This is a genomic window from Kitasatospora sp. NPDC004531, assembly GCF_053602195.1.
This window is the reverse complement of sequence record NZ_JBSGDD010000005.1, coordinates 132,644-158,418: the sequence shown is the minus strand read 5'-3', so window position 1 is coordinate 158,418 and position 25,775 is coordinate 132,644. Positions and strand designations below refer to the sequence as shown.

The 25,775-nt window shown below is 75.5% G+C and carries 26 protein-coding genes; 20 read left to right on the top strand and 6 right to left on the bottom strand.

Annotated features, from left to right (window positions below):
• Positions 1 to 850, top strand: an 850-nt coding sequence (locus ACWEMJ_RS04460) for an ROK family protein (protein WP_452135453.1), incomplete at its 5' end; no start/stop codon positions are given.
• A gap of 66 nt (positions 851 to 916) precedes the next feature.
• On the opposite strand, the gene ACWEMJ_RS04455 is transcribed toward ACWEMJ_RS04460, so the two are convergent.
• Positions 917 to 1,645 (bottom strand): polyprenol monophosphomannose synthase, encoded by a 729-nt coding sequence (locus ACWEMJ_RS04455; RefSeq protein ID WP_452135452.1) that lies wholly within the window; start codon positions 1,643 to 1,645, stop codon positions 917 to 919.
• A 123-nt stretch (positions 1,646 to 1,768) separates the two neighbouring features.
• On the opposite strand from ACWEMJ_RS04455, the gene ACWEMJ_RS04450 reads away from it, so the two are divergent.
• Entirely contained in the window at positions 1,769 to 2,635 is an 867-nt protein-coding gene (locus ACWEMJ_RS04450; RefSeq protein WP_452135451.1) for a PhzF family phenazine biosynthesis protein, read from the top strand.
• A gap of 29 nt (positions 2,636 to 2,664) precedes the next feature.
• On the opposite strand, the gene ACWEMJ_RS04445 is transcribed toward ACWEMJ_RS04450, so the two are convergent.
• Complete coding sequence (locus ACWEMJ_RS04445) at positions 2,665 to 3,570, bottom strand: UTP--glucose-1-phosphate uridylyltransferase (protein ID WP_452135450.1); 906 nt, start codon at positions 3,568 to 3,570, stop codon at positions 2,665 to 2,667.
• Positions 3,571 to 3,719: 149 nt separating this feature from the next.
• Here ACWEMJ_RS04445 and ACWEMJ_RS04440 point away from each other — a divergent pair, with 149 nt between their 5' ends.
• The 9 genes from ACWEMJ_RS04440 (at position 3,720) to ACWEMJ_RS04400 (ending at position 14,728) form a co-directional block, all read left to right on the top strand.
• Entirely contained in the window at positions 3,720 to 4,913 is a 1,194-nt protein-coding gene (locus ACWEMJ_RS04440) for a sensor histidine kinase (RefSeq protein WP_452135449.1), read from the top strand.
• Positions 4,910 to 5,572, top strand: a complete 663-nt coding sequence (locus tag ACWEMJ_RS04435; protein WP_452135448.1) for a response regulator — start codon at positions 4,910 to 4,912, stop codon at positions 5,570 to 5,572. The genes ACWEMJ_RS04440 and ACWEMJ_RS04435 overlap by 4 nt, the downstream gene beginning before the upstream one ends.
• A 126-nt stretch (positions 5,573 to 5,698) precedes the next feature.
• Positions 5,699 to 5,962 carry an SHOCT domain-containing protein gene (locus ACWEMJ_RS04430; RefSeq protein WP_452135447.1) on the top strand — a complete coding sequence of 88 codons (264 nt, stop codon included), beginning with the start codon at positions 5,699 to 5,701 and terminating at the stop codon, positions 5,960 to 5,962.
• Positions 5,959 to 6,708 (top strand): ABC transporter ATP-binding protein, encoded by a 750-nt coding sequence (locus ACWEMJ_RS04425; protein WP_452135446.1) that lies wholly within the window; start codon positions 5,959 to 5,961, stop codon positions 6,706 to 6,708. Before ACWEMJ_RS04430 ends, ACWEMJ_RS04425 begins: the two co-directional genes overlap by 4 nt.
• Complete coding sequence (locus ACWEMJ_RS04420; protein ID WP_452135445.1) at positions 6,705 to 9,269, top strand: FtsX-like permease family protein; 2,565 nt, start codon at positions 6,705 to 6,707, stop codon at positions 9,267 to 9,269. Before ACWEMJ_RS04425 ends, ACWEMJ_RS04420 begins: the two co-directional genes overlap by 4 nt.
• A gap of 123 nt (positions 9,270 to 9,392) precedes the next feature.
• On the top strand, positions 9,393 to 10,508 hold the full coding sequence (locus ACWEMJ_RS04415; RefSeq protein WP_452135444.1) for a PLP-dependent cysteine synthase family protein: 1,116 nt from the start codon (positions 9,393 to 9,395) through the stop codon (positions 10,506 to 10,508).
• A 162-nt stretch (positions 10,509 to 10,670) separates the two neighbouring features.
• On the top strand, positions 10,671 to 12,890 hold the full coding sequence (locus tag ACWEMJ_RS04410) for an MMPL family transporter (RefSeq protein WP_452135443.1): 2,220 nt from the start codon (positions 10,671 to 10,673) through the stop codon (positions 12,888 to 12,890).
• Positions 12,891 to 12,900: 10 nt separating this feature from the next.
• Positions 12,901 to 14,088: a sensor histidine kinase gene (locus tag ACWEMJ_RS04405; protein ID WP_452135442.1), complete on the top strand. Its 1,188-nt coding sequence runs from the start codon at positions 12,901 to 12,903 to the stop codon at positions 14,086 to 14,088.
• Between the two features lies 1 nt (position 14,089).
• Positions 14,090 to 14,728, top strand: a complete 639-nt coding sequence (locus ACWEMJ_RS04400; RefSeq protein WP_452135441.1) for a response regulator — start codon at positions 14,090 to 14,092, stop codon at positions 14,726 to 14,728.
• Here the strand turns inward: ACWEMJ_RS04400 and ACWEMJ_RS04395 are convergent.
• Complete coding sequence (locus ACWEMJ_RS04395; RefSeq protein ID WP_452135440.1) at positions 14,725 to 15,153, bottom strand: DUF4267 domain-containing protein; 429 nt, start codon at positions 15,151 to 15,153, stop codon at positions 14,725 to 14,727. The genes ACWEMJ_RS04400 and ACWEMJ_RS04395 overlap by 4 nt on opposite strands.
• A 117-nt stretch (positions 15,154 to 15,270) precedes the next feature.
• On the opposite strand from ACWEMJ_RS04395, the gene ACWEMJ_RS04390 reads away from it, so the two are divergent.
• From ACWEMJ_RS04390 to ACWEMJ_RS04365, 6 genes are all read left to right on the top strand, one after another.
• Positions 15,271 to 15,843: a TetR/AcrR family transcriptional regulator gene (locus ACWEMJ_RS04390; protein WP_452135439.1), complete on the top strand. Its 573-nt coding sequence runs from the start codon at positions 15,271 to 15,273 to the stop codon at positions 15,841 to 15,843.
• A gap of 77 nt (positions 15,844 to 15,920) precedes the next feature.
• A complete protein-coding gene (locus tag ACWEMJ_RS04385) occupies positions 15,921 to 16,271 on the top strand; it encodes a hypothetical protein (protein ID WP_452135438.1) in 351 nt (116 codons plus the stop codon).
• A 54-nt stretch (positions 16,272 to 16,325) separates the two neighbouring features.
• Complete coding sequence (locus ACWEMJ_RS04380; protein WP_452135437.1) at positions 16,326 to 16,493, top strand: hypothetical protein; 168 nt, start codon at positions 16,326 to 16,328, stop codon at positions 16,491 to 16,493.
• Positions 16,494 to 16,574: 81 nt separating this feature from the next.
• Positions 16,575 to 16,844 (top strand): hypothetical protein, encoded by a 270-nt coding sequence (locus tag ACWEMJ_RS04375; protein ID WP_452135436.1) that lies wholly within the window; start codon positions 16,575 to 16,577, stop codon positions 16,842 to 16,844.
• The gene (locus ACWEMJ_RS04370) at positions 16,837 to 17,442 is read left to right on the top strand and encodes a DUF6879 family protein (protein WP_452135435.1); all 606 of its coding nucleotides are present in this window, start codon (positions 16,837 to 16,839) and stop codon (positions 17,440 to 17,442) included. Before ACWEMJ_RS04375 ends, ACWEMJ_RS04370 begins: the two co-directional genes overlap by 8 nt.
• A 60-nt stretch (positions 17,443 to 17,502) precedes the next feature.
• Positions 17,503 to 19,797 carry an ATP-binding protein gene (locus ACWEMJ_RS04365; protein WP_452135434.1) on the top strand — a complete coding sequence of 765 codons (2,295 nt, stop codon included), beginning with the start codon at positions 17,503 to 17,505 and terminating at the stop codon, positions 19,795 to 19,797.
• A gap of 7 nt (positions 19,798 to 19,804) precedes the next feature.
• On the opposite strand, the gene ACWEMJ_RS04360 is transcribed toward ACWEMJ_RS04365, so the two are convergent.
• A complete protein-coding gene (locus ACWEMJ_RS04360; protein WP_452135433.1) occupies positions 19,805 to 20,296 on the bottom strand; it encodes a DUF2004 domain-containing protein in 492 nt (163 codons plus the stop codon).
• On the bottom strand, positions 20,293 to 21,243 hold the full coding sequence (locus ACWEMJ_RS04355) for a LysR family transcriptional regulator (RefSeq protein WP_452135432.1): 951 nt from the start codon (positions 21,241 to 21,243) through the stop codon (positions 20,293 to 20,295). The genes ACWEMJ_RS04360 and ACWEMJ_RS04355 overlap by 4 nt, the downstream gene beginning before the upstream one ends.
• A 95-nt stretch (positions 21,244 to 21,338) precedes the next feature.
• Here ACWEMJ_RS04355 and ACWEMJ_RS04350 point away from each other — a divergent pair, with 95 nt between their 5' ends.
• The 3 genes from ACWEMJ_RS04350 to ACWEMJ_RS04340 all read left to right on the top strand — a co-directional run bounded on the left by ACWEMJ_RS04350 (position 21,339) and on the right by ACWEMJ_RS04340 (position 23,342).
• Positions 21,339 to 22,058 carry an SDR family oxidoreductase gene (locus tag ACWEMJ_RS04350; RefSeq protein WP_452135431.1) on the top strand — a complete coding sequence of 240 codons (720 nt, stop codon included), beginning with the start codon at positions 21,339 to 21,341 and terminating at the stop codon, positions 22,056 to 22,058.
• 50 nt (positions 22,059 to 22,108) lie between these two features.
• Entirely contained in the window at positions 22,109 to 22,849 is a 741-nt protein-coding gene (locus ACWEMJ_RS04345; RefSeq protein ID WP_452135430.1) for an SDR family NAD(P)-dependent oxidoreductase, read from the top strand.
• Between the two features lie 70 nt (positions 22,850 to 22,919).
• Positions 22,920 to 23,342 carry a MerR family transcriptional regulator gene (locus tag ACWEMJ_RS04340; RefSeq protein ID WP_452135429.1) on the top strand — a complete coding sequence of 141 codons (423 nt, stop codon included), beginning with the start codon at positions 22,920 to 22,922 and terminating at the stop codon, positions 23,340 to 23,342.
• Here ACWEMJ_RS04340 and ACWEMJ_RS04335 read toward each other — a convergent pair.
• Complete coding sequence (locus ACWEMJ_RS04335) at positions 23,339 to 25,765, bottom strand: right-handed parallel beta-helix repeat-containing protein (RefSeq protein ID WP_452135428.1); 2,427 nt, start codon at positions 25,763 to 25,765, stop codon at positions 23,339 to 23,341. The two genes, ACWEMJ_RS04340 and ACWEMJ_RS04335, sit on opposite strands and share 4 nt — an antisense overlap.
• Between the last annotated feature and the right edge of the window lie 10 nt (positions 25,766 to 25,775).

The window sequence follows — 25,775 nt, the reverse complement described above, 5'->3', positions numbered from 1 at the left end:
GGCCAACAGCGGTGTCGTCAACACCGAGCGCCGCCAGCAGCGTTCCGAGGCGAGCCGCCGCCGGGTGCTCGGCTTCGCGCTCGCGCTGCCCAACCCCGTCACCGAACCCGACGGCACCGCGCTCGCGCCGCTGCACTTCGACTGGCCGTCCGGCACCCCCGTCGCCGAGCTGTTCGCCGCCCGGGTGGCCGGCGCGGACCTCGGGCCGCGCGCCCGCACCGTGCTCCCGACCGCCGTCGCCAACGACGCCAACCTGGCGGCCCTCGCCGAGCACCGCCACGGCGCCGGCCGCGACGCCCGGCAGCTGCTGCTGGTCACCTCCGGACACCGCGGCGTCGGCGGCGCGCTGGTCCTCGACGGCCGCCTGCACACCGGCAGCTCGGGCCTCGCCCTGGAGGTCGGCCACCTCACCGTCGACCCGCTCGGCCGGCCCTGCCCCTGCGGCAACCGCGGCTGCCTGAACGCCGAGACCGACCCCGACGCGCTGTTCGCCGCCGCGAAGCGCCGCCCCGACCCCGGCCGGCCGCTGCTCGGGCAGGCCCGCGCACTGGCCCGCGACCCGGAGGCCGCCGACGCCGTCGAACACGTGGTGGAGCGCCTCGGACTGGGCCTGGCCGGGCTGGTCAACATCCTCAACCCCGACCGGATCGTGCTCAGCGGCCTGCACCTCGACCTGCTCGCCGCCGCCCCCGACCGGCTGGCCGCCGTGGTCGCCGAACGCTGCCTGTGGGGCCGCAGCGGACGCGTCCCGATCGTCCCCGCGCAGCTCGCCCACGCCGGGCTGGTCGGCGCCGCCGAACTCGCCTGGGAGCCTTACCTGGAGGACCCGCAGGCGGTGCTGGAGCACTGACCCGGAACGCGAACGGCGCGGGCCGACGAACCGTCGACCCGCGCCGCACGACGCACTACCGGGGCGTCACTTGCCGAAGCGGAGCTTCCACGGAGCGACGGCCGACTCCAGCTGCACGCCCAGGCTCATCTTCGACATGCCCTCGACGCGCTCCTCGAAGCGGATCGGCACCTCCGCGATGCGCATGCCGTGCTTGACCACGCGGTAGTTCATCTCGACCTGGAACGAGTAGCCGTTGGAACGCACCGACTGCAGGTCGACCTTGCGCAGCGCCTGCGCCTCCCAGGCCTTGAAGCCCGCGGTGGCGTCCTTGACCTTCAGCCGCAGGATCGCGTTGACGTAGAAGTTCGCCCACGCCGACAGCGCCTTGCGGTGCCACGGCCACTCCGACGCGGTCGAGCCGCCCGGCACGTAGCGGGAACCCAGCACGACCGAGGCGTCGGTGGTGGTGAGCTTCTCCACCATCGCCGGGATCGCGGTGTGCGGGTGCGACAGGTCCGCGTCCATCTGGATCACGATGTCGGCGCCGTTGTCCAGCGCCTTGGTCATGCCCGCGATGTAGGCCCGGCCCAGGCCGTCCTTCTCGGTGCGGTGCAGCACGGTCAGGGTGCCGCCGGACTCCGCGCCGAGCTTGTCCGCGACGTCGCCCGTGCCGTCGGGGGAGTTGTCGTCCACTACCAGCACGTGCAGGTTCGGCATGCCGAGCTCGCCCAGCCGACCTACCAGGATCGGGAGGTTCTCCCGCTCGTTGTACGTCGGAACAACCACAACAACCTTCGGGTGGGCCTCAGCCATGTTTCTTCTATCCTCGATACGGTTATGAGAGCCGGATGCGGCAGTCTAGCGTTCATCCCCGCACGTACGTTCCGGGGGGCCGCCGCGGGGAATCGCCGTCGGCCGCCGCCCGTTCACCCCCACATGACCGACAACACCCCGGCCGATCCCGCCGAACCGCTGCGCTACGCCGCCTTCACCGCCGACCCCGCCGGCGGCAACCCCGCGGGCGTGGTGCTGGACGCCACCGGGCTCACCGACCGGCAGCAACTGGACCTCGCGGCCCGGCTCGGCTACTCCGAGACCGCGTTCCTCACCCCCGTGCCCGGCCGGCCGCGCGCCCGCACCGTCCGCTACTTCAGCCCCCTGCTGGAGGTGCCGTTCTGCGGGCACGCCACCATCGCCGCCGCCGTCGCGCTGGGCGAGCTGATCGGCCCCGGCGAGCTGCTGTTCGAGACGAAGGCCGGCCCGGTGCCGGTCGCCGTGCGGCGCACCGACGCCGGAGAGTTCACGGCCACGTTGACGAGTGTTCCGCCGAGCGTCGAGGAGATCTCCGCCGAGGACCTCGCCGAGGCCCTCGACGCGCTCGGCTGGAAGGCCGGGGAACTCGACCCGGACCTGCCGCCGATGATCGCCTCCGCCGGCGCCCGGCACCTGGTGATCGGCGCTGCCACCCGGGCCCGACTGGCCGACCTGGACTACCGGTTCGACGCGCTGGCCGCGTTCATGCGCCGCCTCGACCTGGTCACCCTGCAACTGGTGTGGGAGCAGGACGCGGCCACCTTCCACGTCCGCGACCCGTTCCCGGTCGGCGGCATCGTCGAGGACCCGGCCACCGGCGCGGCCGCCGCCGCGTTCGGCGCGTACCTGCGCCGGCTGCGGCAGCTGGAGACCGCCCGGCTGACGCTCCACCAGGGCGAGGACCTCGGGCGGCCCGGCCTGCTTGCCGTGGACCTGCTCGCCGGCGACAGCCGGGTGCGGGTCACCGGCCGGGCGGTGCGCATCCCCTGACGGGCGGCCGGCCGGGCCCCGGCGGCGCTTCAGCCGCCGTCGGGGCCCGCCTGCGCGCGGGCCAGGTCGAGCAGCGGCGGCCCGTAGCCGGGGTGCGCCAGGGCGTGCGCGAACTGGGCGAGCAGGTAGGCCTGCGGGTTGCCGGTGTCGTACCAGTGCCCCTCGATGACCTGGCCGTAGACGGCGCGGCGGGCCGCGTACGCGTTGAGTGCGTCGGTGAGGAACAGCTCGCCGACCGGGTGGGCCCGGAACCGCCGGTGCTGCTCGCGCAGTTCGTCGACCACGCCGGGCGTCAGCACGTAGCCGCCGATCGCCGCGTAGTGCGACGGCGCGACGGCCGGGTCGGGCTTCTCCACCAGGCCGGTGATGCGCAGCGAGCCGTCGCCCAGGTCCTCCTTGACCACCGGCACGCCGTAGCGGTGCGACTCGGCCGGGTCCATCGGCATCAGCGCGAGCACCGGGGCGCCGGTCTGCTCGTGCGCGGTGATCAGCTGCCGGGCGCGCGGCACCGGCGCCACGAACACGTCGTCGGGCCACAGCACCAGGAACGGCTCGTCACCGAAGTCGCGGGCGGCGTTCAGCACCGGGGTGCCGTTGCCGTACGGGCCGTGCTGGAACAGGTAGGTGATGTGGCCGCGCCGGGACAGCTCCGCGACGTCCTCCACCGCGTCCGCGTACGCGTCCTTTCCGCCCGCGCGCAACTGCGCGACCAGCGCCGGGTTGGGGCGGAAGTGGTCCTGGATCAGCGACTTGTCGCCGGAGACCACGATGGTGATGTCGGTGATGCCGGAGTCGATCAACTCCCGCACGGTGTGCTCGATCACCGGCCGGTCGCCGACCGGCAGCATCTCCTTGGGGATGGCCTTGGTCAGCGGCAGCAGCCGGGAGCCGAGGCCGGCGGCGGGGATGACGGCTCGGCGGAGGGTGGCGCGCACGGGGCCTCCTGGCGGTGGACGGTGGCACCGAACCGTACCAGGGGTGAGCGCATGATCACTTGGGGTGATCGGGTGTACTGCGGCGGGAGTACGGGAGTCTGCTCCGCGCGGCCGATGGGGCGGGCCCGGGGCGCGGCTAGCCTTCCGGTATGGGAGACGTGCGGCGGCCGTGGGTGCCGGTGTGGGTGCGGGCCGGCAAGGCGGGGTGGCCGGTCGCGGCGGCCGTCGTGGCGACGGTCGTCCAGGTGGCAGGGACGACCGTCGCCGCCCGGCACCAGGACGCACGGGTGCCGCTGGATGCCCTCGGGTACCTGCTGCTGGTGCTCGGCCCGGCGCTGCTGGTGCTGCGGGTGCGCCGCCCCGCGTTCACCGTCGCCGCGGTGACGGCGGTGACGGCCGGCTACCTGTGGGCCGGGTACCCGTACGGGCCGGCCTTCGTGGCCGTGGTGGTGGCGTTCTTCTCCGCCGTGCAGCGCGGCCACCGCAGGGCCGCCTGGATCAGCGCCGGCAGCTTCTACCTGCTGCACCTGCTGGTGAGCTACGCCGCGCCGGCGTCCTGGCTGCGCGCCCCGGGGCGCGAGGCGGCGCCCTGGCAGGAGCTGGGCGTCACCGCGTGGCTGCTGCTGCTGTTCGTCGGCGCCGAACTGGCCCGGTTCCGGCGCGAGCAGATCGCCGCCGTGCGGGCCGCCGAGGAGGAGGCCCGCGCGCGCCGCAGCGACGAGGAACGGCTGCGGATGGCACGGGAGTTGCACGACATCCTGGCGCACTCGATCTCGCTGATCCACCTCCAGGCGGGCGTCGCCCTGGAACTGCTGGACGCCCGGCCCGAGCAGGCCCGCGACGCGCTCGCCACCATCAAGGCGACCAGCAAGGAGGCGCTCGGCGAAGTCCGGCAGGTGCTCGGCACGCTGCGCACCCCCGGGGCCGCCGCGCCGCGCACCCCCGCGCCCGGGCTGGAGCGCCTCGACGAGCTGGTCGCGCAGGCCGGCCACGCCGGGCTGGCCGTCACCGTCCGCACCGAGGGGCGCGCCGCCCCGCTCGGCGCGGGGCTCGGGCTGGCCGCGTTCCGGATCGTCCAGGAGGCGCTGACCAACGTGCTGCGGCACTCCACCGCCCGCACCGCCACCGTCCGACTCGCCTGGCAGGAAGGACGGTTGGAGCTGTCGGTGGCCGACCCCGGGCCGCCCGGCGGCGGTGACGCGGGCGGCAGCGGCAGCGGAGTCGTCGGGATGCGCGAGCGCGCCGCCGCGTTCGGCGGCACCGTCGACGCCGGGCCCGACGACGCCGGCGGCTGGCAGGTGCGGGCCCGGCTGCCGCTGGCCCCGAAGGAGGTCGACGCATGATCAGGGTGCTGCTCGCCGACGACCAGCGGCTGGTGCGGGCCGGCTTCCGGGCCCTGCTGGACGCCCAGCCGGACCTGGAGGTGGTCGGCGAGGCCGACGACGGCGAACAGGCCGTCGCCCGGGCCGCCGAACTGCGCCCCGACGTGGTCCTGATGGACATCCGGATGCCCCGCCTGGACGGCCTCGCCGCCACCCGCCGGATCTGCGCCGACCCCGAACTCGCCGCCGTGCGCGTGGTCGTGCTGACCACCTTCGAACTCGACGAGTACGTCTTCGAGGCGCTGCGGGCCGGCGCCGCCGGGTTCCTGGTCAAGGACACCGAACCCGGCGACCTGCTGCGCGCCGTCCGGGTCGCCGCCGCCGGCGACGCCCTGCTCTCCCCGGGCGTCACCCGCCGCCTGATCGGCGAGTTCGCCGCCCGCTCCAAGGAACCCGCCACCACCCGCCTGGACGTCCTCACCGACCGCGAACGCGAAGTGCTCGCCCTGGTCGGGCTCGGCCTCACCAACGAGGACATCGCCCGCCGCCTGGTGGTCAGCCCGCTCACCGCGAAGACCCACGTCAGCCGCACCATGGTCAAACTCGGCGCCCGCGACCGCGCCCAACTCGTCGTGCTGGCCTACGAATCCGGCCTGGTCCGGCCCGGCTGGCTCGGGTAGTGCGCCGGGAGTAGCGGCGGTGCCGCCCGCCGGAGGACGCGGCGGGGGCCCCGGCGGCGGGACGGTGGAGGGGCGGGCCGGGGAACGACCCCGGCCCCCTTCCGAGTCGCGAGGAGATGACTTCCGATGGTCGCAGAGCTGGCCGACGGGCCCTGGCCCGGCCCCTGGGTGCTGGCGTTCCCGTTCTTCTGGCTGCTGATCGCGGTGTGCGCGGTGCTGGTGCTGCGCCGGACGGTGTGGCGGCGCCGCGGCCGGTGCGGCGGCTTCGAGCACGCACCGCTGGCGGTGCTCGGACGCCGCTACGCGCAGGGCGAGATCGACGCCGAGGAGTACCGCGAGCGCCGCGCCGTCCTGACCGAGGACACCGACGCGCCCGGGGAGAAGCGATGAGCGCCGCCGCCCGGGTCGAGGACGCCGTGAAGGAGTACGGCGCGGGGGACACCCGGGTGCGGGCCCTGGACGGCGTCAGCGTCGAGTTCGCCGCCGCCCGGTTCACCGCCGTGATGGGCCCCTCCGGCTCCGGCAAGTCGACGCTCATGCACTGCGCCGCCGGGCTGGACACCCTCAGCGGCGGCCGGGCCTGGCTCGGCGACACCGAACTGTCCGCGCTCGGCGACCGGGAGCTGACGCTGCTGCGCCGCGACCGGATCGGCTTCGTCTTCCAGGCGTTCAACCTGGTGCCGACCCTCACCGTGCGGGAGAACATCACCCTGCCGCTCGACCTCGGCGGCGCCGCCCCCGACACCGACTGGCTGGACACCCTGATCGACGTGGTCGGCCTCGGCGAGCGCCTGCACCACCGCCCCAGCCAGCTCTCCGGCGGCCAGCAGCAGCGCGTCGCCGTCGCCCGCGCCCTCGCCGGCCGCCCGCAGGTGGTGTTCGCCGACGAGCCCACCGGCAACCTGGACTCCCGCAGCGGCGGCGAAGTCCTCGGCCTGCTGCGCTCCGCCGTCGACACCATGCACCAGTCGGTGGTCATGGTCACCCACGACCCGGCCGCCGCCGCGTACGCCGACACCGTGCTGTTCCTCGCCGACGGACGCCTCGTCGACACCATGCAACAGCCCACCGCGGAACGGGTGCTGGACCGGATGAAGGCCTTCGACGGCCGCCGCCCCCGGGCGGTCGCCCGGTGAACGCGAGCGTCCGACTCGGCGCGCGCTCGCTGCTCGCCCACCGCCGCCGACTGGTCGGCACCGTGCTGTCGATCGTCCTCGGCGTCGCCTTCCTGAGCGGCACCATGGTGCTCGGCGACACCCTGCGCGCCAACTTCGACACCCTGTTCGCCGACGCCAACGCGGGCACCGACGCCGTCGTCCGCGGCGCCGACGCCATCGCCGACCCCGGCGTCCCCGGCGGCGTCCGCGCCCCGCTCGACGACACGCTGGTGGAACGGCTGCGCGCCGTGCCCGGCGTCGCCGCCGCCGAAGGCTCCGTCCAGGGCGCGGGCCAACTCATCGGCGCCGACGGCGCCCCGATCGGCGGCCAGGGCCCGCCCACCTGGGCCGGCAACTGGATCACCGACCCGAAGCTCAACCCCTACCGGCTCGCCGAGGGCCGCGCCCCCGCCGCTCCCGGCGAAGCCGTCGTCAACCGGGGCGCCGCCAAGGCCGGCAAGCTGCACATCGGCGACACCACCGTGCTGCGCACCCCCGACCCGGTGCGGATCACCGTGGTCGGCATCGCCACCTTCGGCGCGGACGCCGACGGCATGGGCCCCAGCACCTTCACCGCGCTCACCCTCGCCGACGCCCAGGCCCACCTGACGCCCCGCGGCGCCGGCCAGGTCTCCACCGTCCGGCTCCGCTCCGACAGTCTGAGCCAGCGCCAACTCGTCGACCGGGTACGGCCGTTGCTGCCCACCGGAGTGGAGGCGCTGACCGGCGCCGACGCCACCGCGCAGTCCACCGCCGACGTCTCCGGCCGCTTCCTCGGCCTGTTCACCACGCTGCTGCTGGTGTTCGCCGGCATCGCGCTGCTGGTCGCCACCTTCACCATCCACAACACCTTCGCCATCGTCACCGCCCAGCGCACCCGCGAGAACGCCCTGCTGCGCGCCCTCGGCGCGGGCCGCCGGCAGGTGCTCGGCACCGCCCTCGGCGAAGCCCTCGCGCTCGGGGTGCTGGCCTCCGCGCTCGGCCTGCTCGGCGGCTTCGGCGTCGCCGCCGGACTCAAGGCGCTGTTCGCGGCGATCGGCTTCACCCTGCCCACCGGCGGCACCGTGATCAAACCCGCCACCGTCGCCCTGCCGCTGCTGGTCGGCACCCTGGTCGCGGCCGGCTCCGCGCTCGCCCCCGCGCTGCGTGCCGCCCGCACCGCGCCGCTCGCCGCCCTGCGCGAGAGCGCCGTGGACGAGGCGGCGAACGGCCGCGGCGCGGTACTGCGCACCTCGGTCGGCGCGCTCGCGGTGCTCGGCGGACTGCCCGCGCTGGTCCTCGGCGCCACCCGCGGCCCGTCGCTGGCGCTCACCGTCGGCGGGGCGCTCGCGCTGCTGCTGGGCACCGTGGTGCTGGGGCCGGTCGCCGCCGCCGTCGCCGTCCGGGCGCTCGGCGCGCCGCTGGTCCGGCTGCGCGGCGTCACCGGCGCCCTGGCCCGCCGCAACGCCGCCCGCAACCCGAGGCGGACGTCCGCCACCGCCAGCGCGCTGATGGTCGGCGTCGCCGTGGTCACCCTGTTCACCGTGTTCGGCGCGTCCGTGCAGGCCACCCTGGACGACGCGGTCTCCCGGTCCTTCGCCGGCGACCTCGCCGTCACCGCCCCCGCCGCCGGGGCCGGCGGCAGCGGCGTCTCCCCGAAGCTGGCGCCGGCACTGGCCGCCCTCCCGGAGGTCCGCGCCGCCGCCGGACTCGGCCGGGGCGTCGCCCAGGTGGACGGCCGCGGCAAGCAGCTGGACGTCGCCGACCCCGCGCAGCTGGCGCAGGTCACCGACCTCGGGCGGATCGACGGCTCGCTGTCCGAGCTCGGGGCCGACGGGCTCGCGGTGTCCCGCACCGAGGCGGCCGCGCGGGGCTGGCAGCTCGGCACCGCCGTGCCGATGCGCTTCGCCGACGGCCCCGCCACCTTCACCGTCCGCGCCCTGTACCGGGGCGGCGGCGTCACCGGCGACTACCTGATCAGCCGCGAGGCCTGGCAGCCGCACCGCGTCCAGGACTCCGACAGCCTGGTCGCCGTCGCCCTCCGCCCCGGCGTGGGCCCGGACGCCGGGAAGGCCGCGATCGCCCAGGTCGCCGACGGGTACGGCAACCCGCAGGTGCAGACCCGCGACGAGTACGCCGCGAGCGCCGCCTCCGGCGTCGACATGATGCTGTCCGTGGTCTACGCGCTGCTCGCGCTCGCCGTGCTGATCGCCCTGCTCGGCATCGCCAACACGCTCACCCTGGCCGTCCACGAACGCGTCCGCGAACTCGGCCTGCTGCGCGCCGTCGGCCAGAGCCGGGCGCAGCTGCGGGCCATGGTGCGCTGGGAGTCCGTGCTGGTCGCCGCGTTCGGGACGGCCGGCGGGCTGGCGCTCGGCGCACTGCTGGGGTGGGCGCTCACCCGGGCCTCCGACAGCGCCGGCACCGGGTCGTTCGCGCTGCCCGCCGGGCGGCTGGCGGTCGTCGCGCTGGTCGGCCTGGCGGCCGGGGCGCTGGCCGGGCTGCGGCCCGCCGCGCGGGCGGCCCGGTTGGACATCCTCCGTGCGGTGGCTGCTGATTGACGGTCCGTCAGGTCGCGGCGACCCCTGCCTCCATAAGCGGAAGCTGGGGTCGCCGTAACCGTCACTTATCGTGAGCGCCTGTTACAGTGGGTGGGTATCCGGCGGGTGCGAGGAGAGTGCGCGATGACCGTTCCGACCCTTTCGACTCTGGACGTCGACCGTTCCGACCCCGAGTACCGGGCCTGGCTCAAGGAGGCCGTGCGGCGCGTCCAGGCCGACGCCAACCGCTCCGCCGACACCCACCTGCTGCGCTTCCCGCTGCCCGCCGCGTGGGGCATCGACCTGTACCTCAAGGACGAGTCGACCCACCCGACCGGCAGCCTCAAGCACCGCCTCGCGCGCTCGCTGTTCCTGTACGGCCTGTGCAACGGCTGGATCCGGCCCGGCCGGCCCGTCATCGAGGCGTCCAGCGGCTCCACCGCCGTCTCCGAGGCCTACTTCGCGCAGCTGATCGGCGTCCCGTTCATCGCCGTGATGGCCCGCTCCACCAGCCGCGCCAAGATCGAGCTGATCGAGTTCCACGGCGGCCGATGTCACCTCGTCGACAACGCCTGCGAGGTGTACGAGGCCGCCGCCGGGCTCGCCGCCGAGACCGGCGGCCACTACATGGACCAGTTCACCTACGCCGAGCGGGCCACCGACTGGCGCGGCAACAACAACATCGCCGAGTCGGTCTTCGCCCAGCTGCGGCTGGAACCGCACCCCGAGCCCGCCTGGATCGTCGCCACCGCCGGCACCGGCGGCACCTCCGCGACCATCGCCCGGTACGTGCACTACATGCAGCACGACACCCGGATCTGCGTCGCCGACCCGGAGAACTCCTGCTTCTTCGACGGCTGGGTCAACCGGGATCCGGGCGCCACCGTCCCCACCTCCTCGCGGATCGAGGGCATCGGCCGGCCCCGGATGGAACCCTCCTTCGTGCCCGGTGCGATCGACCGGATGATGCGGGTGCCCGACGCGGCGTCCATCGCCGCCGTCCACCTGCTGGAGACCGTCCTCGGCAAGAAGGCCGGCGCCTCCACCGGCACCGGCCTGTACAGCGCGCTCAAGCTGGTTGCCGAGATGCGGGCCGCCGGGCGCACCGGCAGCGTCGTCACGCTGATCTGCGACCCCGGGGACCGCTACCTCGACAAGTACTACTCGGCCCGGTGGCTCGCCGCCGAGCGCATCGACCCCGGTCCGCACCGCGCCGCCCTGGAGGCGTTCCTCGCGGGCGGCGACTGGGCGGACGGCTGACGGGGCGGGCGTTCGGGCGGGCGGACGGCTGGCGGGGCGGGCGTTCGGGCGGGCGGACGGCCGACGGCCAGGACGCGCAGCGGGTGTCCACCGGTCGGTGGACGGAAGGTTCCACCGGCCGGGCGTGTCGGGCGGTGCGGCCGGCCGAGCAGGATCGCCGGTATGAGTCAACTCCCAGTGAGAATCGCCCGTTGGAGCGCCCGTCACCCGTGGCGCGCGATCGGCGGCTGGTTCGTTTTCGTCGTCCTGTGCCTCGGCGTCGGCCTCGCGGTCGGGACCAGGGCGGCCGGCACCGAGGACTACCGGGTCGGCGAGGCGGGGCGCGCCGAGACGATGGCGGCCGAGGCCGGGCTGCAGACCCGGCCCACCGAACAGATCGTCCTCTCGGCCCGGTCCGGCCCGCTGGAGGCGTCGGCCGTCGACCCGGTGGTGCGCGAACTCACCGAGCGGGCCCGGGCGTTGCCCGAGGTGGAGAGCGTCGCGGCGCCGGTGCGCTCCGCGGACGGCACGGTGGTCCGGGTCGCGGTGGTGCTGCGCGGGCCCGAGCTGGACGGCCGCAAGAACGTCGTCCCGCTGCTGGCCGCGACCGCGCAGGTGGGCGCCGCCCATCCGGAGCTGGTGGTGGCGGAGACCGGCTCCCCGTCCATCAGCAAGGGCGTCAACGACCAGCGCGGGAAGGACCTGGCGCTGTCCGAGCGGATCACGCTGCCGGTCACGCTGGTCACCCTGCTGGTGGTGTTCGGGTCGGTGGTGATGGCCGGGGTGCCGCTGCTGCTGGCGCTGTCGTCCATCGCGGCCGCGCTGGGCCTGTCGATGCTGGCGTCCCACCTGCTGCCCGACCCGGGCGTCGGCACCAACATGATCATGCTGGTCGGGCTGGCGGTCGGCGTCGACTACACGCTGTTCCACCTGGAGCGCGAACGGGAGGAACGGGCCCGGGCCGGCGGCCGGCTGACGGCGGAGGCGCTGGTGGAGCTGGCGGCGGCGACGGCGGGCCGGGCGATCGTGGTCTCCGGGCTGGCGGTGATCGTCTCCACCTCGGCGCTGTACCTGGCCGCCGACGTCATCTTCTCCTCGCTCGCCACCGGCACGGTCCTGGTGGTGGCGGTCGCCGTGGCCAGCTCGCTGACGGTGCTGCCCGCGCTGCTGGTGAAGACCGGGCAGCGGGCCGAGCGCCGGGCGGCCCGGCGGGCGGCGAGCGGCAGGCCGGCGCGGGCCCGGTGGGCCTCGCGCGGCCGTCGGGCGCGGGGGGCGGAGGCCGCCGGGACGGGCCGGCTGCTGGGGGCGGTGCTGCGGCCGGCGCAGCGGCGTCCCGCGCTGACGCTGGGCCTGTCGGTGCTGGCCATGCTGGCCCTGGCGGCGCCCGCGTTCGGCATGAAGCTCGTCGACCCGGGCAAGGACACCTTCTCGCGCGGCATCCCGGCCATGCAGACCTACGACCGGCTGAACGCGGCCTTCCCGGAGCTGCGCACCACCCACCAGGTGGTCGCCCGGGCCACCCCGGAGCGGGCCGGGCAGGTGCGCGACGCCCTCGCCGAGCTCGGCCGCCGGGCGCAGGCCGACCCGCTGTTCGCCCGGACCGCCGCGCCGCAGGTGCGGACCTCCGCCGACGGCCGCACCAGCGTCCTGGCGCTGTCCGTCCCGTTCGCCGCGAACTCCGCCGAGGCCGTCCGCTCGCTCGACCGCCTCCGGCACGACCACCTGCCCGCCACGGTCGGCGCGCTGGGCGGCGTCGCGACGGCCGTCAGCGGGGACGTCGCCCGGGGCCGCGACTACGTGGCGCACGAGCGGGGCAAGCTGCCGCTGGTCGTCGGGTTCCTGCTGCTGGCGACCTTCGCCATGACGGTCCGGGCGTTCCGCTCGGCGGTGGTCGGGCTGATCGGCGTCCTGCTCAACCTGCTGTCCGCCGGGGCCTCGCTCGGCCTGCTGGTGCTGGTCTTCCAGGGGACGTGGGCGGAGGGCCTGCTGGGCTTCGACTCGCTCGGCGCGATCGCCTCCCGGGTCCCGCTGTTCCTGTTCGTCATCCTCTTCGGGCTGTCCATGGACTACCAGGTGTTCGTGGTCAGCCGGATCCAGGAGGCCCGCGACGCCGGAATGCCGGCCCGGCAGGCGGTGCTGGAGGGCATCGGCCGGTCGGCGAAGGTGGTGACCAGCGCGGCGGTCGTCATGGTGACGGTGTTCGGCGCGTTCGTCGCGCTGCACCTGACCGAGATGAAGCAGATGGGCTTCTGCCTGGCCGCCGCCGTGCTGCTGGACGCCGTCGTGGTGCGGCTGCTGGTGCTGCCCTCGCTGCTGCTGCTCCTCGGCGACCGGGCCTGGCCGCGCCGGCGTCCGGCCCGCGCCTCCCGGAAGCCGGTGCTCGCTGCCGTGCCGGACGCATAGGGTGGCCGTCGTGACGCAACGGCCGCAGCCCGAGGACCGGTTCCGCACCCGGGCCCTCCACCGCTGGTACGCGCTCTCCTGGGTGGTGCTGGGCCTGTGCCCGCCGATGGTCTCGGTGCTGGACGAGGTGGGGTCGGGCACCTTCTGGTGGACGGCGGCGCTGGTGGCGGGGCTCGGCCTCGGCTACGCGGCGGCCGCCCGGCCGGGCTCACCGGTGCTGCGGCCGCACGCCTTCCTCGCGGTGCTCGCGCTCGTGCTGGGCGCGCTGGCGGCGGCGCGCGGCGACGGCGCGGCGCTGTTCATCGTGTCGCTGCCGCTGTGCTGGCTGTTCGCCGCGGACTCCCGCTCCGCGATCGCCTTCACCGTGCTCGCCGCCGCGGCCACCGTGGCCGGCATCGTCCTGCACGGCGGCGACGATCCGGACCTCTTCACCGGCAACATCGTCTTCACCCTTATCGGCTGCACCGCGAGCGTGCTGCTCGGCCTGGCGGTGGTCCGGATCGTCGAGCACAGCGACGAGCGGGCCCGCCGCCTGGGCGCCGAACTCGCCGCCGCACAGGCCCGGTTGATGGAGGCGCACCGGCTCCAGGGGGCCACCGAGGAACGCGAGCGCCTCGCCCGGGAGATCCACGACACCCTCGCCCAGGGCTTCGCGTCCATCGTGGTGCTGGCCGAGGCCGCCCGGGCCGCTCTGCGCACCGATCCCGGCCTGAGCGCCCAGCAGTTGCGGTCGATCGAGAGCACCGCGCGGGAGAACCTCGCCGAGGCCCGGGTGCTGGTCGGCGCCGCCCCGTCCGGCGGTCTCGCGACCGGCTCGATCGCGGCGACCCTGCGCCGGACCCTGGACCGGTTCGCCGAGGACACCGGCCTGACCGTCCTCGCCGAGCTGCCCGAGGACGTCGCCTGCGACCAGCCGGCCCGGATCGCGCTGCTGCGCTGCACCCAGGAGTCGCTGGCCAACGTCCGCAAGCACGCGGCGGCCTCGACGGTGGCGGTCGTCCTCGCACCGCACGCGCACGGCATCGAACTCGAACTCACCGACGACGGAAGGGGGTTCGTGGTCGAGGACGCGCACGGCTTCGGGCTCGACGGCATGCGCAGGCGGCTCGCCGAACTCGGCGGCGAACTGACCGTCACCAGCTCGCCCGGCGACGGCACCCGCGTCCTCGCCGTGATCCCCGCCGACGGGAAGGTCTGAGATGCCGGACAACACCCTCCGCGTCGTCCTGGCGGACGACCACACCGTGATGCGCGCCGGGGTGATCGCCCTGCTGGCCTCCGAGCCCGGCATCGAGATCGTCGGCGAGGCCGGCGACGGTCGCGCCGCCGTCGAACTGGTCGAACGGCTGGAGCCCGACGTGGCGCTGCTCGACCTGCGGATGCCCGTCCTCGACGGGGCGGGCGCCACCGCCGAGATCGTCGCCCGCGGACGCCGCACCCGGGTGCTGATCCTCACCACCTACGACACCGACACGGACATCGAACGCGCGGTCGAGGCCGGGGCCATCGGCTACCTGCTCAAGGACACCACCCGCGAGCAGCTCGCGGACGCCGTCCGCTCCGCCGCCCGCGGCCAGACCGTGCTGGCCCCGCGCGTCGCCGAACGCCTGGTCGCCCGCCTGCGCCGACCCGCCCAGGCGGCCCTCACCGCCCGCGAGACCGAAGTCCTGCGGGCGGTCGCCGACGGCCTCTCCAACGTGGAGATCGGCCGCCGGCTGGTCATCGCCGAAGCCACCGTCAAGACCCACCTGCTGCGGATCTTCGCCAAGCTCGACGTCGCCGACCGCACCCACGCGGTGGTCGTCGCCCTCGAACGCGGGCTGCTGGGCGGCCGTTAGCCCTTGCGGGCCGGCTTCTCGGTGAGCACCAGGGCGGCGGTGACGAGCATGAACGCCGCCGTCGCGTAGTGGACGCCGAAGGCCATGGCGGTGCTGCCGTGGTGGGTCAGGATGGTGGTGCCGTCGCCGATCGGGATCAGCGTGGTGACCAGCAGCGCCCAGCCCGAGGCGCGGCGGTGCCCGAGCAGCAGCAGGGACAGCGGGACGAGGCCGGAGACCACGTCGCGGATGCCCTTGGTGATCAGGAACGTCGCCGCGTCGCCCTGCGGCCACGCCGGGAGGCCGAAGCCGGCGGCGGTGGACTCCGGCGAGAAGATGTAGCTGAGGCCGAACCAGAGCGGGAACAGGCCGATCAGCACGGTGCCCGCGGTGGCCAGGTGGGTGCGGACGCGGGTGGTGGGCGCGGTGCTCGCGGCGATGGACATGGTTCTCCCCCTGAATGGTGAAGTGGGCTTCTGCGCCTTCTGGTTAGCGGCGCTAGCGACGTGAACAACGCTAGACCGACGGGTCGTCAGTTGTCTAGCGGTGCTAGGATTTCGGGCATGGCTATCAAGGAGCGCAGGGCGCGGGAACGCGCCGAACGGGAACAACTGATCGTCCGGGCCGCCCGCGAACTCGCCGAGGCCGAGGGCTGGGACGCCGTCACCACCCGCCGCCTCGCCGACCGCATCGAGTACAGCCAGCCCGTCCTGTACAGCCACTTCGCCGGCAAGGACGCCATCGTCGCCGCCGTCGCGGTCCAGGGCTGCGCCGAACTCGCCGTCCAACTGCGGGCCGCCGCCACCGGGTTCGACGAACCGAGAGCCGCGTTCGCGGCCGTCGCCCGGGCGTACCTGGCGTTCGCCGCCGCCAACCCCGCGCTCTACGACGCGATCTTCACCATGGCCGTCCCCCTGCCCTTCGGCACCCCCGACGCGCCCGCCGCCCTGCACGAGGCGTTCGCCGCCATCGCCGACCCCGCCACCGCCAGCGCCACCGCCGCCGGCCTCGACCCGGCCGGCTACACCGAACTCGCCTGGTCCACCCTCCACGGCATGGCCACCCTCACCCGCGGCGGCCGCCTCCGCCCCGACCTCGACGCCAGCCGGATGGCGGCGTTCACCGCCGTCTTCTGACCCACCCGCCGCCGCAACCTCCCGGCCGCGCCACGCGTCCGGGAGGGAGACGGGGCGCGGCCCCGAAGGGAGACGCCATGAACCTGCTCGGACGACCGGCCACCGCGGGCCTCGGCACGCTGCTCGCCGCAGGTGCCGCCCTGGCCACGATCAGGATCGTCGCGGGCACCTGGACGGGCTGCGACACCCATCTCGAACCCGGCAGCCGCGCCGCCCTCTCCGTCCTGCTGCCGGTCTGCTTCGTCCTCCTCGCCGCCGGCGGCGCCCTCGCCGGACGCCTCACCCGCTGGACCGGCCTGCGCACCCGCCTCCCCGAGGACCCCGAGTTCGTCCGCCTCCTCGCCGTCGTCGCCGGCATCGCCGCCACCGCCGTCGCCCTGACCGTCCTCCTCGCGTCCCCGGCCCAGGCCTGCCCGCCGCTGCCGTAGCCCTGCCGCTCACGGCATCCTTCCCCCACCGACCCCCCACGAGGAGCGAACCCGATGGCGCAGCGCCGCACCGACCACTGGAGCGAGACCTACTGCGACCGCCGCTTCCACCCACCCCACCTCACGGGCGTGCCCTACTGGTTCTTCTGCCGCCTCGAACCCGGCCACGACGGCGCCTGCGACTGCGAAGCGGCCCGCGAAGCGACGAACACGACGGACTGAACCCCCGCCCGCGCACTGCCCGATGACGGACCATCACGGATAGGCTTGTCCACCACTGCCGCGTCGACACGGGGGGCACGCATGGGCCGCGCACGGGACGTCGATCCGCCCGCACCGTTCGCCAGGCGCCTGGGGAGGACGGCCGCCGAGCTGGGATCCTCCGACGGCCGCGACGAGTGCCCCGAGATCTGGCAACTGGCCAACGGCGACATCGCCGTCATCGGCACGGACGTGACCGACGCCTACCGCACCCGCCTGCCCGAGGGCGTCCGGATCGGCGAGGACGAGCGGGTGGTGGTCATCCCGGGCGCGATGCTCACCGCGGCGAAGCCGGACATCCCCGATGCCTGAGCGCCGTGCCCCGGCCCTGGCCGGCGGGCGCCGGCTCGGGCGGGAGGAGTACCGGCGGGACTTCCGGGAGCGGGACGCGCGGATCCGGGGGCGGGACTCCTGGAAACTCGAACGGCGGCAGTACTTCGAGGAGCAGAACAGCCCCAGCCGGGACGCGCTGCGCCGCGGCGACTGGGCGGGCGCGCTGCGGCTGCTGGAGGAGCGGCGCGGGGCGCTGGAGGCGATCGGGCGGGAGGACGAGGAGCGCGGATCGTTCTTCCACCGGGTGCGGGTGGTCGAGCGGCCGCTCAACGCCTACCTGCGCTGGGAGCTGTACTCGCTGCGGATGCGGGCCGAGTGCGGCGAGCGGATCCGTATCGTCCACGCCGAGGACCTGGCGGAGGATTCCGGCCCGCTGCCCGAGGTCGTCGTACTCGGCGGCCGCACCCTGTACCGGGTGCTGTACACGGAAGCCGGTGCGCCGGACGGCGCGATCCGTTGGACCGATCCCGAACTCGTCGCCGTCTGGGAGGGGTTCATCCGTTCGCTGTACCGCCGGGGAGAGGACGTGGCGTCCTGGTTCGCCCGGGAGATGGCACCCCACGCGGAAGGGGAGTAGGCGATCGACGCGCACAACGAACTGTCGGGCGCCGCTCAGCAGGCCGTCCAGGCGGGGACGGTGAGCGGGGGCATCCACCTGCACGGCCTGCCCGAGGCCGGGCGACGGACCCCGACGCCGCGCCAACTCCCGGCGGACGTCCGGTCGTTCGTGAACCGGACGGACGAGCTGGGCGAGCTGGACGCGGCGCTGGCCGGTGCGGGCGTACCGGTGTACGTGATCGCGGGGACGGCCGGGGCCGGGAAGACCTCGCTGGCGCTGCGGTGGGCGCACCGGACGCGGGAGCGGTTTCCGGACGGGCAGTTGTACGTCAACCTGCGCGGGTACGACCCGGGGCGGCCCGTCACCGCGCGGGAGGCGCTGGACCGGTTCCTGGTCTCGCTCGGCGTGCCCGCGGCATCCGTCCCCGCGGACGAGGACGCGGCCGCCGCGCTGTACCGGTCGCTGCTGGCGGACCGCCGGATGCTGGTGGTGCTGGACAACGCCGCCGCGGTCGGGCAGGTGCGCCCGCTGCTGCCCGGCAGCGCGGGGTGCCTGGTGCTCGTCACGAGCCGGAGCCGGCTGTCGCCGCTCGCCGTGCGGGACGGGGCGCGCCGGCTCACGGTGGGCACCCTCCCCGAACCCGAGGCCGTCGCGCTGCTGCGGGCCGTCACCGCCGAGCACCGGCCGCCGGACGACCCCGCCGAGCTCGTCGAACTCGCCCGGCTGTGCGCCCGGCTCCCGCTCGCCCTGCGGATCGCGGCCGAACGCGCCGCCAGCCTGCCGCACCTGGGGCTGGACGACCTGATCGCCGACCTGCGGGACGAATCCGCGCTGTGGGACGCGCTGAGCGTCGGCGACGAGGAGGAGAGCGACGCCGTCCGGACGGTGTTCGCCTGGTCCTACCGGGCGCTGCCGGACGCGGCCGCCCGGCTGTTCCGGCGGCTGGGCCTGCACCCGGGGCCCGAGTTCGGGCTGCACGCCGCCGCCGCGCTCGCCGAACTGGGCACCGGCCGGGCCAGGCAACTGCTCGACACCCTGGTCGGGGCGCACCTCGTCGAGCAGACCGCGCCCGACCGCTACCAGTTCCACGACCTGCTGCGCGCCTACGCCACCGATCAGGCCCAGCAGGAGGAAACGCCCGCGCAGCGGGAGTCCGCGCTCCGCCGCCTGCTCGACTGGTACCTGCACACCGCCGACGCCGCCCAGCGGTGGCTGAGCCCGGCCGAAGCCCGGCTCCCGCTCGACCCGCCGGCGGACGGCGTGCAACCCCTCGCGTTCACCGACCACAACGCCGCCGCGGACTGGGCCGAACGCGACCGGGCCAACCTCCTGCACGCCGTCCGCGCCGCCGCCACGGCCGGATTCGACCGCCACACCTGGCAGTTGGCCGCCGTGCTGTGGAACGCACCCGCCCCCTCCGCGCCGGGCGGGGAGTGGATCCCGGTCGGCAGGCTCGGTCTCGCGGCGGCCGAACGACTGCGGGACGACGCCGCGCGGGCCCTGCTGCTCGCCGACCTCGGCATGTCCCTCACCCGGGTCAACCAGCACGACGCGGCCGAGGCGCACCACCGGGAAGCCCTCGCCCTCTTCCGCGAGCTGGGCGACCGCGGCAACGCGGCGCACGCGCTCAACCTGCTCGGCCTAGGCCACCTGCGGAGGCGTCGACTGAGCGAGGCCGCAGCCGAGTTCGAACGGGCACTGGTCGCGTTCCGGGCGCTGGGGGAGACCCACTGGGCGGCCACCGTGCTGGCGAACCTGGCCGGGGCGGAACACCACGCCGGGCGGACCGAGCCGGCCCGGGCCGCCGCCGAGCAGGCCCTCGCCGCGCACCGGGCGGCGGACAACCGGCGCGGCGAGGGGAACGCGCTGCGGCTGCTCAGCGACATCCAGCGCGAACAGGGCGAGTACGAAGCCGCACTGACGTCGGCCCAGGACGCCGTCGAGATCGCGCTCAGCCTGCGCAGCGACCGGTTGGAGGCGTTCTGGCTGCTCGCCCTCGGCGACAGCCAACTCGCCGTCGGCCGGTACGCCGAGGCCCTCGACGCCCACCACCGCTCCGCCGTTCTGCACCGCCGCCTGGGCGACCGCAGCCGCGAAGCGCTCGCCTGGCACGGCACCGGCCGCGCCCACCTTTGCCTCGACCGCCCCGAGGAGGCGGTCGCCCACTTCCGCCGCGCCGCCGCCGCCCACCACGAACTCGGCGACCCGTGGCACGAAGCCCTCGCCCTCGCCGGCCTGGCCCGGGCCCTGCACCACAGCGACCCGGACGCGGCCCGCTCGCACCGCGTCGCCGCGCTGGCCCTGCTCGCGGGCTTCGCCGACCCGCGTGCGGTGCGCGAGCGGGCGCGGATCGAGCGCGCGCTCGTGGGGTGAGGGGAGGTCAGCTCTCCCAGTCGATGGCGGTGACCGTGGCGTCGTGGGTGAGTTTGACGGCGAGGATCTGGTCGCTGAGGTCGGGGTCGAAGGTGTAGTCGAGGACGACCGGGGGGTGGGCGGAGGGGGCGGGGAGCCACAGGGTGACGGTGGTGAGGTGCATGGCGGCGACGACTTCCTGGGCGGGGGAGTCGTGGCGGAGGTGGCGGACGGGTTCGCTGTCGGGGAGTTCTTCGAGGTGGAAGTCGAGGAACTCGCGGTCCTCGTGCAGGTGGGCGCACAGGGCGGTGCGGGCGGTGGTGTCGAGGGCGGGGAGGTCGGCGAGGCTGGCGGCGAGGGCGTCGAGGTCCTCGGCGGTGGGGGTGCTGGACGGGCCGGCCCAGAGGAGGACGGGGACGGTGCGGTCGCCGAGTCGCGCGGCGCCCTGCCAGAGGAGGTCGGTGTCGTGGCGCGCGCCGGCGTCCAGGCGTCCGAAGCGGGGGTGGTCGAGGTGGCTCATGCGGGGCGCTCCACGGTTCGGGCCGGTCGTTGCGGCGACACGGTAGTGGGAAGGTCCGACAGGCCGGCGGTGAGGCGGGTGTGGGTGGCGAGGGTTTCGGTGAAGGCGGTGGTGAGGCGGTCGGGGCGGGTGCGGGTGTAGGCGGCGAGGGGGCGGTGGATGGGCGGGTGGGGGCGCAGGACGGCGGCGTCGAGGGCGGGTGGGAGGACGGCGGCGGGGACCAGCGCGGGGCCGAGGCCGGCGGCGGCGAGCATGGGGGCGGCGGCGGTCTGTTCGGTGCGGACGGCGGGGCGGGGGTGGAAGCCGGCCCGGGCGCAGGCCTGGTCGAGGAGTTCGGCGAGGCCGTGCCCGGGGGCGTAGTGGACCCAGGCGCGGTCGGCGAGCGCGGCCAGCGGGAGGACGCCGTCCGGCGGGTCGGCGAGCGGGTCGTCGGCGGGCAGGACGAGCGCGAACTCCTCGACGCCCAGCTCGCGGACGGGGCCGTCCCAGTCGGCGGGCACCGGCCCGACGGCGAGGTCCGCGCCGCCGGCGGCCATCGCGGCGCGCAGCAGCTCGGCGTGCGGGTACTCGCGCAGCCGGATCCGCACCTCGGGGTGCTCGCGGCGCCAGGCGCGCAGCACCGGCGGGAGGATGCCGAGCGCCACCGAGTGGATGGTGGCGACCTCGAGTTCGCCGTCCTGGAGCCCGGCGGTGCGGCGGGCGGCGGCGTGCAGCCGCCGGGCGTCGGCGAGGACGGCGCGGGCGTGCGGCAGGACGGCCCGGCCGAGCGGGGTGGGGCGGACGGCGCGCGGCAGCCGTTCGAGGAGGGTGCCGCCGAGGGCGGATTCGAGGGCCCGGACCTGGTGCGACAGGGCGGGCTGGGTGACGTGCAGCTGTGCGGCGGCCCGGGTGAAGGAGCCGGTGTCGACCACGGTGACCAGGTATTCGAGCTGCCGGAGCGTTGCCATGCACGCAGTTTATGGCTGTGGTGAAGAACAAGCCTTGGACGCATCGCCGCAGCTCGGGCGAGGGTGGAGGAGTTCCCGAGTTCGAAGGAGTTCCCATGTCCGAGTCCCTCGCCGGCCGCCGCGTCCTCGTGGTCGGCGCCGGTTCCCGCACCGGCCGGCTGATCGCCCACGCCGCCTCCGCCGCCGGGGCCGAGCTGCTGCTCGCCGGGCCCGACCCGCGCAAGCTGGAGTGGACCGCCGGCGAGCTGACCGGCCCGGCCACGGCGGTGCCGGTCGACTTGGCGGACGAGGCGTCGATCGAGGCGCTGGCCGGCCGCGCCGGGCGGATCGACCACCTGGTGTCCACCGCCGCGATGCCCGCCAACGGCCCGCTGTCCGAGCTTCAACTGGCCGACATCCGACGGGCGTTCGACGCCAAGGTGATCGGCCCGATGCTGCTCGCCAAGCACCTGGCGGGGCAGTTCGCCGACGGCGGTTCGCTGACCTTCTTCTCCGGCGTCGCCGCCTGGCGCCCCGCGCCCGCCCGCACCGTGATGGCCACCACCAACGGCGCGCTGGCCTTCCTGGTGCAGGCCCTCGCCGTGGAGCTCGCCCCGCTGCGGGTCAACGCCGTCTCCCCGGGCATCGTCGACACCGGCTCCTGGGACGGCCTCGGGGCGGGGAAGGCGGAGTTCCTGCGCGGCGTCGCCGAGCGGAACCCGGCCCGCCGCGTCGGCACCCCCGACGACCTGGTCAAGGCCGTGCTGTACGCGATGGACAGCCCGTACGTCACCGGCACCGTGCTGCACGTGGACGGCGGCGGCCGACTGGCCTGAACTCCCGCGCTTGACCCTGCCGTTGGCGGCAGGGTCGGAGGATCCGCGGCATGACGAACGAGCAGCGGATCGTCCTGGTCACCGGGGCGGGCAGTGGGATCGGACGGGCGACGGCGCGGGCCTTCGCCGAGCAGGGCGCGCGGGTGCTGGCCGTCGGCCGGGGCGCGGCAGCGCTGGAGGAGACCGCCGAGGGGCACCCGGCGGTCGAGGTGCTGACGGGGGACCTCGCGGCCGACGGCGGCCCGCAGCGGATCGCCGCCGAGGCGGCCGAGCGGTACGGACGGCTGGACGTGCTGGTCAACAACGCGGCGGTGGTGCGCAGCGCGCCGCTCGGCGAACTGCGGCCGCGGGCAGTGGCGGAGCAGGTGGCGACCAACCTGGTCGGGCCCGCGCTGCTCACCGCCGCCGCCCTGCCGCTGCTGGCCGCCGCCCGGGGCGTGGTCGTCAACGTCAGCACCGCGATCGGGCAGCGCGGCTGGCCCGGCAGCTCGGTGTACGCGGCGACCAAGGCGGGGCTGGAGACCCTGACCCGCAGCTGGGCGGTCGAACTCGCCCCGCAGGGCGTCCGGGCGGTGGCCGTCGCGCCGGGCCCGATCGACACCCCGATCGTCCGCGACCTGACGCCGGAGCGGCTGGCCGAGCTGCGGGCCTGGCAGCTGGCGCACACCCCGGCGGGGCGGCTCGGGCGGCCGGCGGAGGTGGCCTGGGCGATCGTCCGACTCGCCGACCCGGCGGCCTCGTTCGTCACCGGCGCGGTGTTGGCGGTGGACGGCGGGGCGGTGGTGGCCTGAGGTCTCCCGGACCCAGGGGGAGCGGCCCGGGCGGGTGCGCCCCCGCGCGGCCGGTGGCATGATCGGCCGGATGCGGATCGGTGAACTGGCCGCCGCGACCGGCACGACGGCCCGGGCGCTGCGGCACTACGAGCAGGCGGGGCTGATCGGTTCGGACCGCGCCGACAACGGCTACCGGGTCTATCCGGCGGGCGCGGTCGTCCGGGTGCGCAACATCCGCGCCCTGCTGGCCGCCGGCCTCACCCTGGACGACGTGCGGGTGTTCCTGCCGTGCCTGGACGGCGACGTCACCAGCGGCCCGCCCTCGGAGCGGGCGCTGGCCGTCGCCCGCGACCGCCTCGCCGTGCTGAACCGCCGGATCGCCGCCCAGAGCGCACTGCGCGACCGCCTCGCCGCGACGCTCGCCGAGCACACCGACCCGGCCGGGCACACCGACCCGGCCGGGCCCACCGGCCGGGCCGGGCACACCGACCGGACCCGGCGCAGCGGCTAGCCCGGCAGGTCGGCCGGGACCAGCAGTTGCAGCTCCTCGGTGGTCGGGTCGGCGAGCTGGGCGACCCGGGAGGCGTGGCGTTCGATCATGCTCTCGAAGACCTGGCGGGCGGTGCGGCCGTTGCCGAAGCCGACCCCCCGGTCGAGGGCGGCGAAGTGCGCGTGCAGGGCGGCCTCGGTGTCCGGGTCGAGGTGGTACTCGTGCTCGGCGGCCTGCGCGCGGGCGATGTCGAGGAGCTCGTCGGCCGTGTAGTCGGGGAAGGTGACGGTGCGGGAGAACCGGGAGGACAGGCCCGGGTTGGCGGCCAGGAAGCGCTCCATCTCGGCGGTGTAGCCCGCCACGATGATCACCACCTCGTCGCGGTGGTCCTCCATCAGCTTCACCAGGGTGTCGATCGCCTCCCGGCCGAAGTCCCGCCCGCCGTCCTCGGGGGCCAGCGCGTACGCCTCGTCGATGAACAGCACCCCGCCGCGCGCCTTGTCGAACGCGGCGGCGGTGCGGATCGCGGTGGAGCCGATGTGCTCGCCGACCAGGTCGAGGCGGGCGACCTCCACCAGGTGCCCGCGCTGCAGGACGCCCAGCGCGGCCAGGATCTCCCCGTACAGGCGGGCGACGGTGGTCTTGCCGGTGCCGGGGGAGCCGGTGAAGACCAGGTGCCGGCGCGGCGACGGGGCCTTCAGGCCGGCCCGCTGGCGGGCCCGGCCGACCGAGATCATGTCGATCAGGGTGCGCACCTCCTGCTTGACCGTCGCCAGGCCCACCAGGGCGTCCAACTCGGCCAGCGCCTCCTCGGCGGGCCGGCAGTCCGGGATCGGCGCGATCACGGCGGCGGCCGGCGGCGACGGCGAGGCGGTGGTCTGGACGGCGGGGGCGAGGGAGGCCAGCGGCGGCTGCGCGGGCTCGTTCGCCCGCGGGGCGGGCACCGGCGCGGCCGGCGGCGGGGCGACGTCGTCCGAGGTGCAGCCCTCGGCGACCGGGCCCGGCTCGGAGAACTCGAACCCGGCCCGGGCGTTGCGCTCCGCCCGGCAGCGCACCAGCTTCGTCCGGCAGCCGTCGATCACGTGGAAGCCGAAGCCGCCGCCCTGCGACACCCGCACGGTGTCGAACTCGCCGCGCCCCTGCGCCGACACGTACACCCCGGCCTCGCTCGCGCCGCGCACCGTGCACTCGCGCAGTACCGGGTCCGCGCCCTTGGTGACGATCACGCCGGTGGCGACGTCGGCGATCTCGCAGTCCGTCAGCAGGCCGCCCGAGCCGTGGTCGCGGAACCACAGGCCGGTGCCCGCGCCCTGGATCCGGCAGCCCGACAGGTCGGCGCTCGCCCCGCCCGAGACGGAGACCGCGGAGGAGCGGATCGCGGTGAACGAGCAGTCGCGGGCCGACGCGGAGGAGCCCTGGTCGAGGACGAACAGCGCGTCCGGCAGGTCGTCGAGCGAGCAGTCGACGAGTTCCAGGGCCGCGCCGTCGCTCACCCACAGCGCCGGGTAGTCGCCCTGCGCGGAGTGGAACCGGCAGCTCTCCGCCAGCACCTTCGTCCCGCCGTCCCACACCGACAGCGCGCCCCGGCCGAACGCGTGCACCGTCACCTGCCGCAGCGTCAGCCGGGAGCCGCCGCGCAGGTCGGCCGCGTTCTCCGGCACCTCGTGCACCCGGCAGCCGGTCAGCTCCAGTTCGGCGCCGGTGTCCAGGCTCAGGCCGTTGCCGGTGACCCGGTGCACCGAGCAGTCCGTCAATCGACCGATGGCCTGCGCCTCGGCCTGCACGCCCGAGCCGCGCACCTCGAACACCTCGCAGCCGGTCAGCTCCGCCAGCGACCCCGGGTCGGCCAGCAGCACGCCCGCGCCGCCCGTGTGGTGCACCCGCACCCGCTCCGCGCGCAGCCGCGAACCGGACAGCACCGCCAGGCCGCTCTGGCCCGCGCCGGAGACCTCGCACTCCGACAGCTCGGCCTGCGCCTGCGCGCGCAGCCGGACGCCCAGGCCGGACGGGTTCTCCACGGTGCAGTTGACCAGCCGGGCCCGGGTGCCGTCGGCGAGCTCCACGCCCACCGCGGAGGAGGTCTCGATCCGGCAGTCCGCCAGCACCGCGCCGTCCGCGCGGGACAGCAGCACCGCGGGCGTGCTGCGGTCCGAGCCCTCCACGGTCAGGCCGCGGATCGTCGCGCCCGCCGTGACCGTCAGCGCCGTGCCGCCGCGCACCGCGCTCTCCGGCGGCGCGATCCGCACACTGCCCGGCCCCTGCTCGGCGACCAGCGTCACCGGCTTGTCGACCAGCACCGCCTCGCGGAACAGCCCGGGCCGGACCGTCAGGGTGTCACCCGGCTCGGCCACCTCCAGGGCCTCGCGGAGCGTCGCGTACTCCCCGCTGCGCCGCCGCCACCGGGAGGCGCTGTCCTGCGTGACCCGGACCCTGAGCTCACCCATGACGATCTGT

What these genes read in the sequence shown, in the direction of transcription:
- ACWEMJ_RS04455 (WP_452135452.1), bottom strand. Translation starts at nt 1,645, where the DNA reads ATGGCTGAGGCCCACCCGAAGGTTGTTGTGGTTGTTCCGACGTACAAC.
- ACWEMJ_RS04450 (WP_452135451.1), top strand. Translation starts at nt 1,769, where the DNA reads ATGACCGACAACACCCCGGCCGATCCCGCCGAACCGCTGCGCTACGCC.
- ACWEMJ_RS04440 (WP_452135449.1), top strand. Translation starts at nt 3,720, where the DNA reads ATGGGAGACGTGCGGCGGCCGTGGGTGCCGGTGTGGGTGCGGGCCGGC.
- ACWEMJ_RS04435 (WP_452135448.1), top strand. Translation starts at nt 4,910, where the DNA reads ATGATCAGGGTGCTGCTCGCCGACGACCAGCGGCTGGTGCGGGCCGGC.
- ACWEMJ_RS04430 (WP_452135447.1), top strand. Translation starts at nt 5,699, where the DNA reads ATGGTCGCAGAGCTGGCCGACGGGCCCTGGCCCGGCCCCTGGGTGCTG.
- ACWEMJ_RS04425 (WP_452135446.1), top strand. Translation starts at nt 5,959, where the DNA reads ATGAGCGCCGCCGCCCGGGTCGAGGACGCCGTGAAGGAGTACGGCGCG.
- ACWEMJ_RS04415 (WP_452135444.1), top strand. Translation starts at nt 9,393, where the DNA reads ATGACCGTTCCGACCCTTTCGACTCTGGACGTCGACCGTTCCGACCCC.
- ACWEMJ_RS04410 (WP_452135443.1), top strand. Translation starts at nt 10,671, where the DNA reads ATGAGTCAACTCCCAGTGAGAATCGCCCGTTGGAGCGCCCGTCACCCG.
- ACWEMJ_RS04400 (WP_452135441.1), top strand. Translation starts at nt 14,090, where the DNA reads ATGCCGGACAACACCCTCCGCGTCGTCCTGGCGGACGACCACACCGTG.
- ACWEMJ_RS04395 (WP_452135440.1), bottom strand. Translation starts at nt 15,153, where the DNA reads ATGTCCATCGCCGCGAGCACCGCGCCCACCACCCGCGTCCGCACCCAC.
- ACWEMJ_RS04390 (WP_452135439.1), top strand. Translation starts at nt 15,271, where the DNA reads ATGGCTATCAAGGAGCGCAGGGCGCGGGAACGCGCCGAACGGGAACAA.
- ACWEMJ_RS04385 (WP_452135438.1), top strand. Translation starts at nt 15,921, where the DNA reads ATGAACCTGCTCGGACGACCGGCCACCGCGGGCCTCGGCACGCTGCTC.
- ACWEMJ_RS04380 (WP_452135437.1), top strand. Translation starts at nt 16,326, where the DNA reads ATGGCGCAGCGCCGCACCGACCACTGGAGCGAGACCTACTGCGACCGC.
- ACWEMJ_RS04375 (WP_452135436.1), top strand. Translation starts at nt 16,575, where the DNA reads ATGGGCCGCGCACGGGACGTCGATCCGCCCGCACCGTTCGCCAGGCGC.
- ACWEMJ_RS04370 (WP_452135435.1), top strand. Translation starts at nt 16,837, where the DNA reads ATGCCTGAGCGCCGTGCCCCGGCCCTGGCCGGCGGGCGCCGGCTCGGG.
- ACWEMJ_RS04360 (WP_452135433.1), bottom strand. Translation starts at nt 20,296, where the DNA reads ATGAGCCACCTCGACCACCCCCGCTTCGGACGCCTGGACGCCGGCGCG.
- ACWEMJ_RS04355 (WP_452135432.1), bottom strand. Translation starts at nt 21,243, where the DNA reads ATGGCAACGCTCCGGCAGCTCGAATACCTGGTCACCGTGGTCGACACC.
- ACWEMJ_RS04350 (WP_452135431.1), top strand. Translation starts at nt 21,339, where the DNA reads ATGTCCGAGTCCCTCGCCGGCCGCCGCGTCCTCGTGGTCGGCGCCGGT.
- ACWEMJ_RS04345 (WP_452135430.1), top strand. Translation starts at nt 22,109, where the DNA reads ATGACGAACGAGCAGCGGATCGTCCTGGTCACCGGGGCGGGCAGTGGG.
- ACWEMJ_RS04340 (WP_452135429.1), top strand. Translation starts at nt 22,920, where the DNA reads ATGCGGATCGGTGAACTGGCCGCCGCGACCGGCACGACGGCCCGGGCG.
- ACWEMJ_RS04335 (WP_452135428.1), bottom strand. Translation starts at nt 25,765, where the DNA reads ATGGGTGAGCTCAGGGTCCGGGTCACGCAGGACAGCGCCTCCCGGTGG.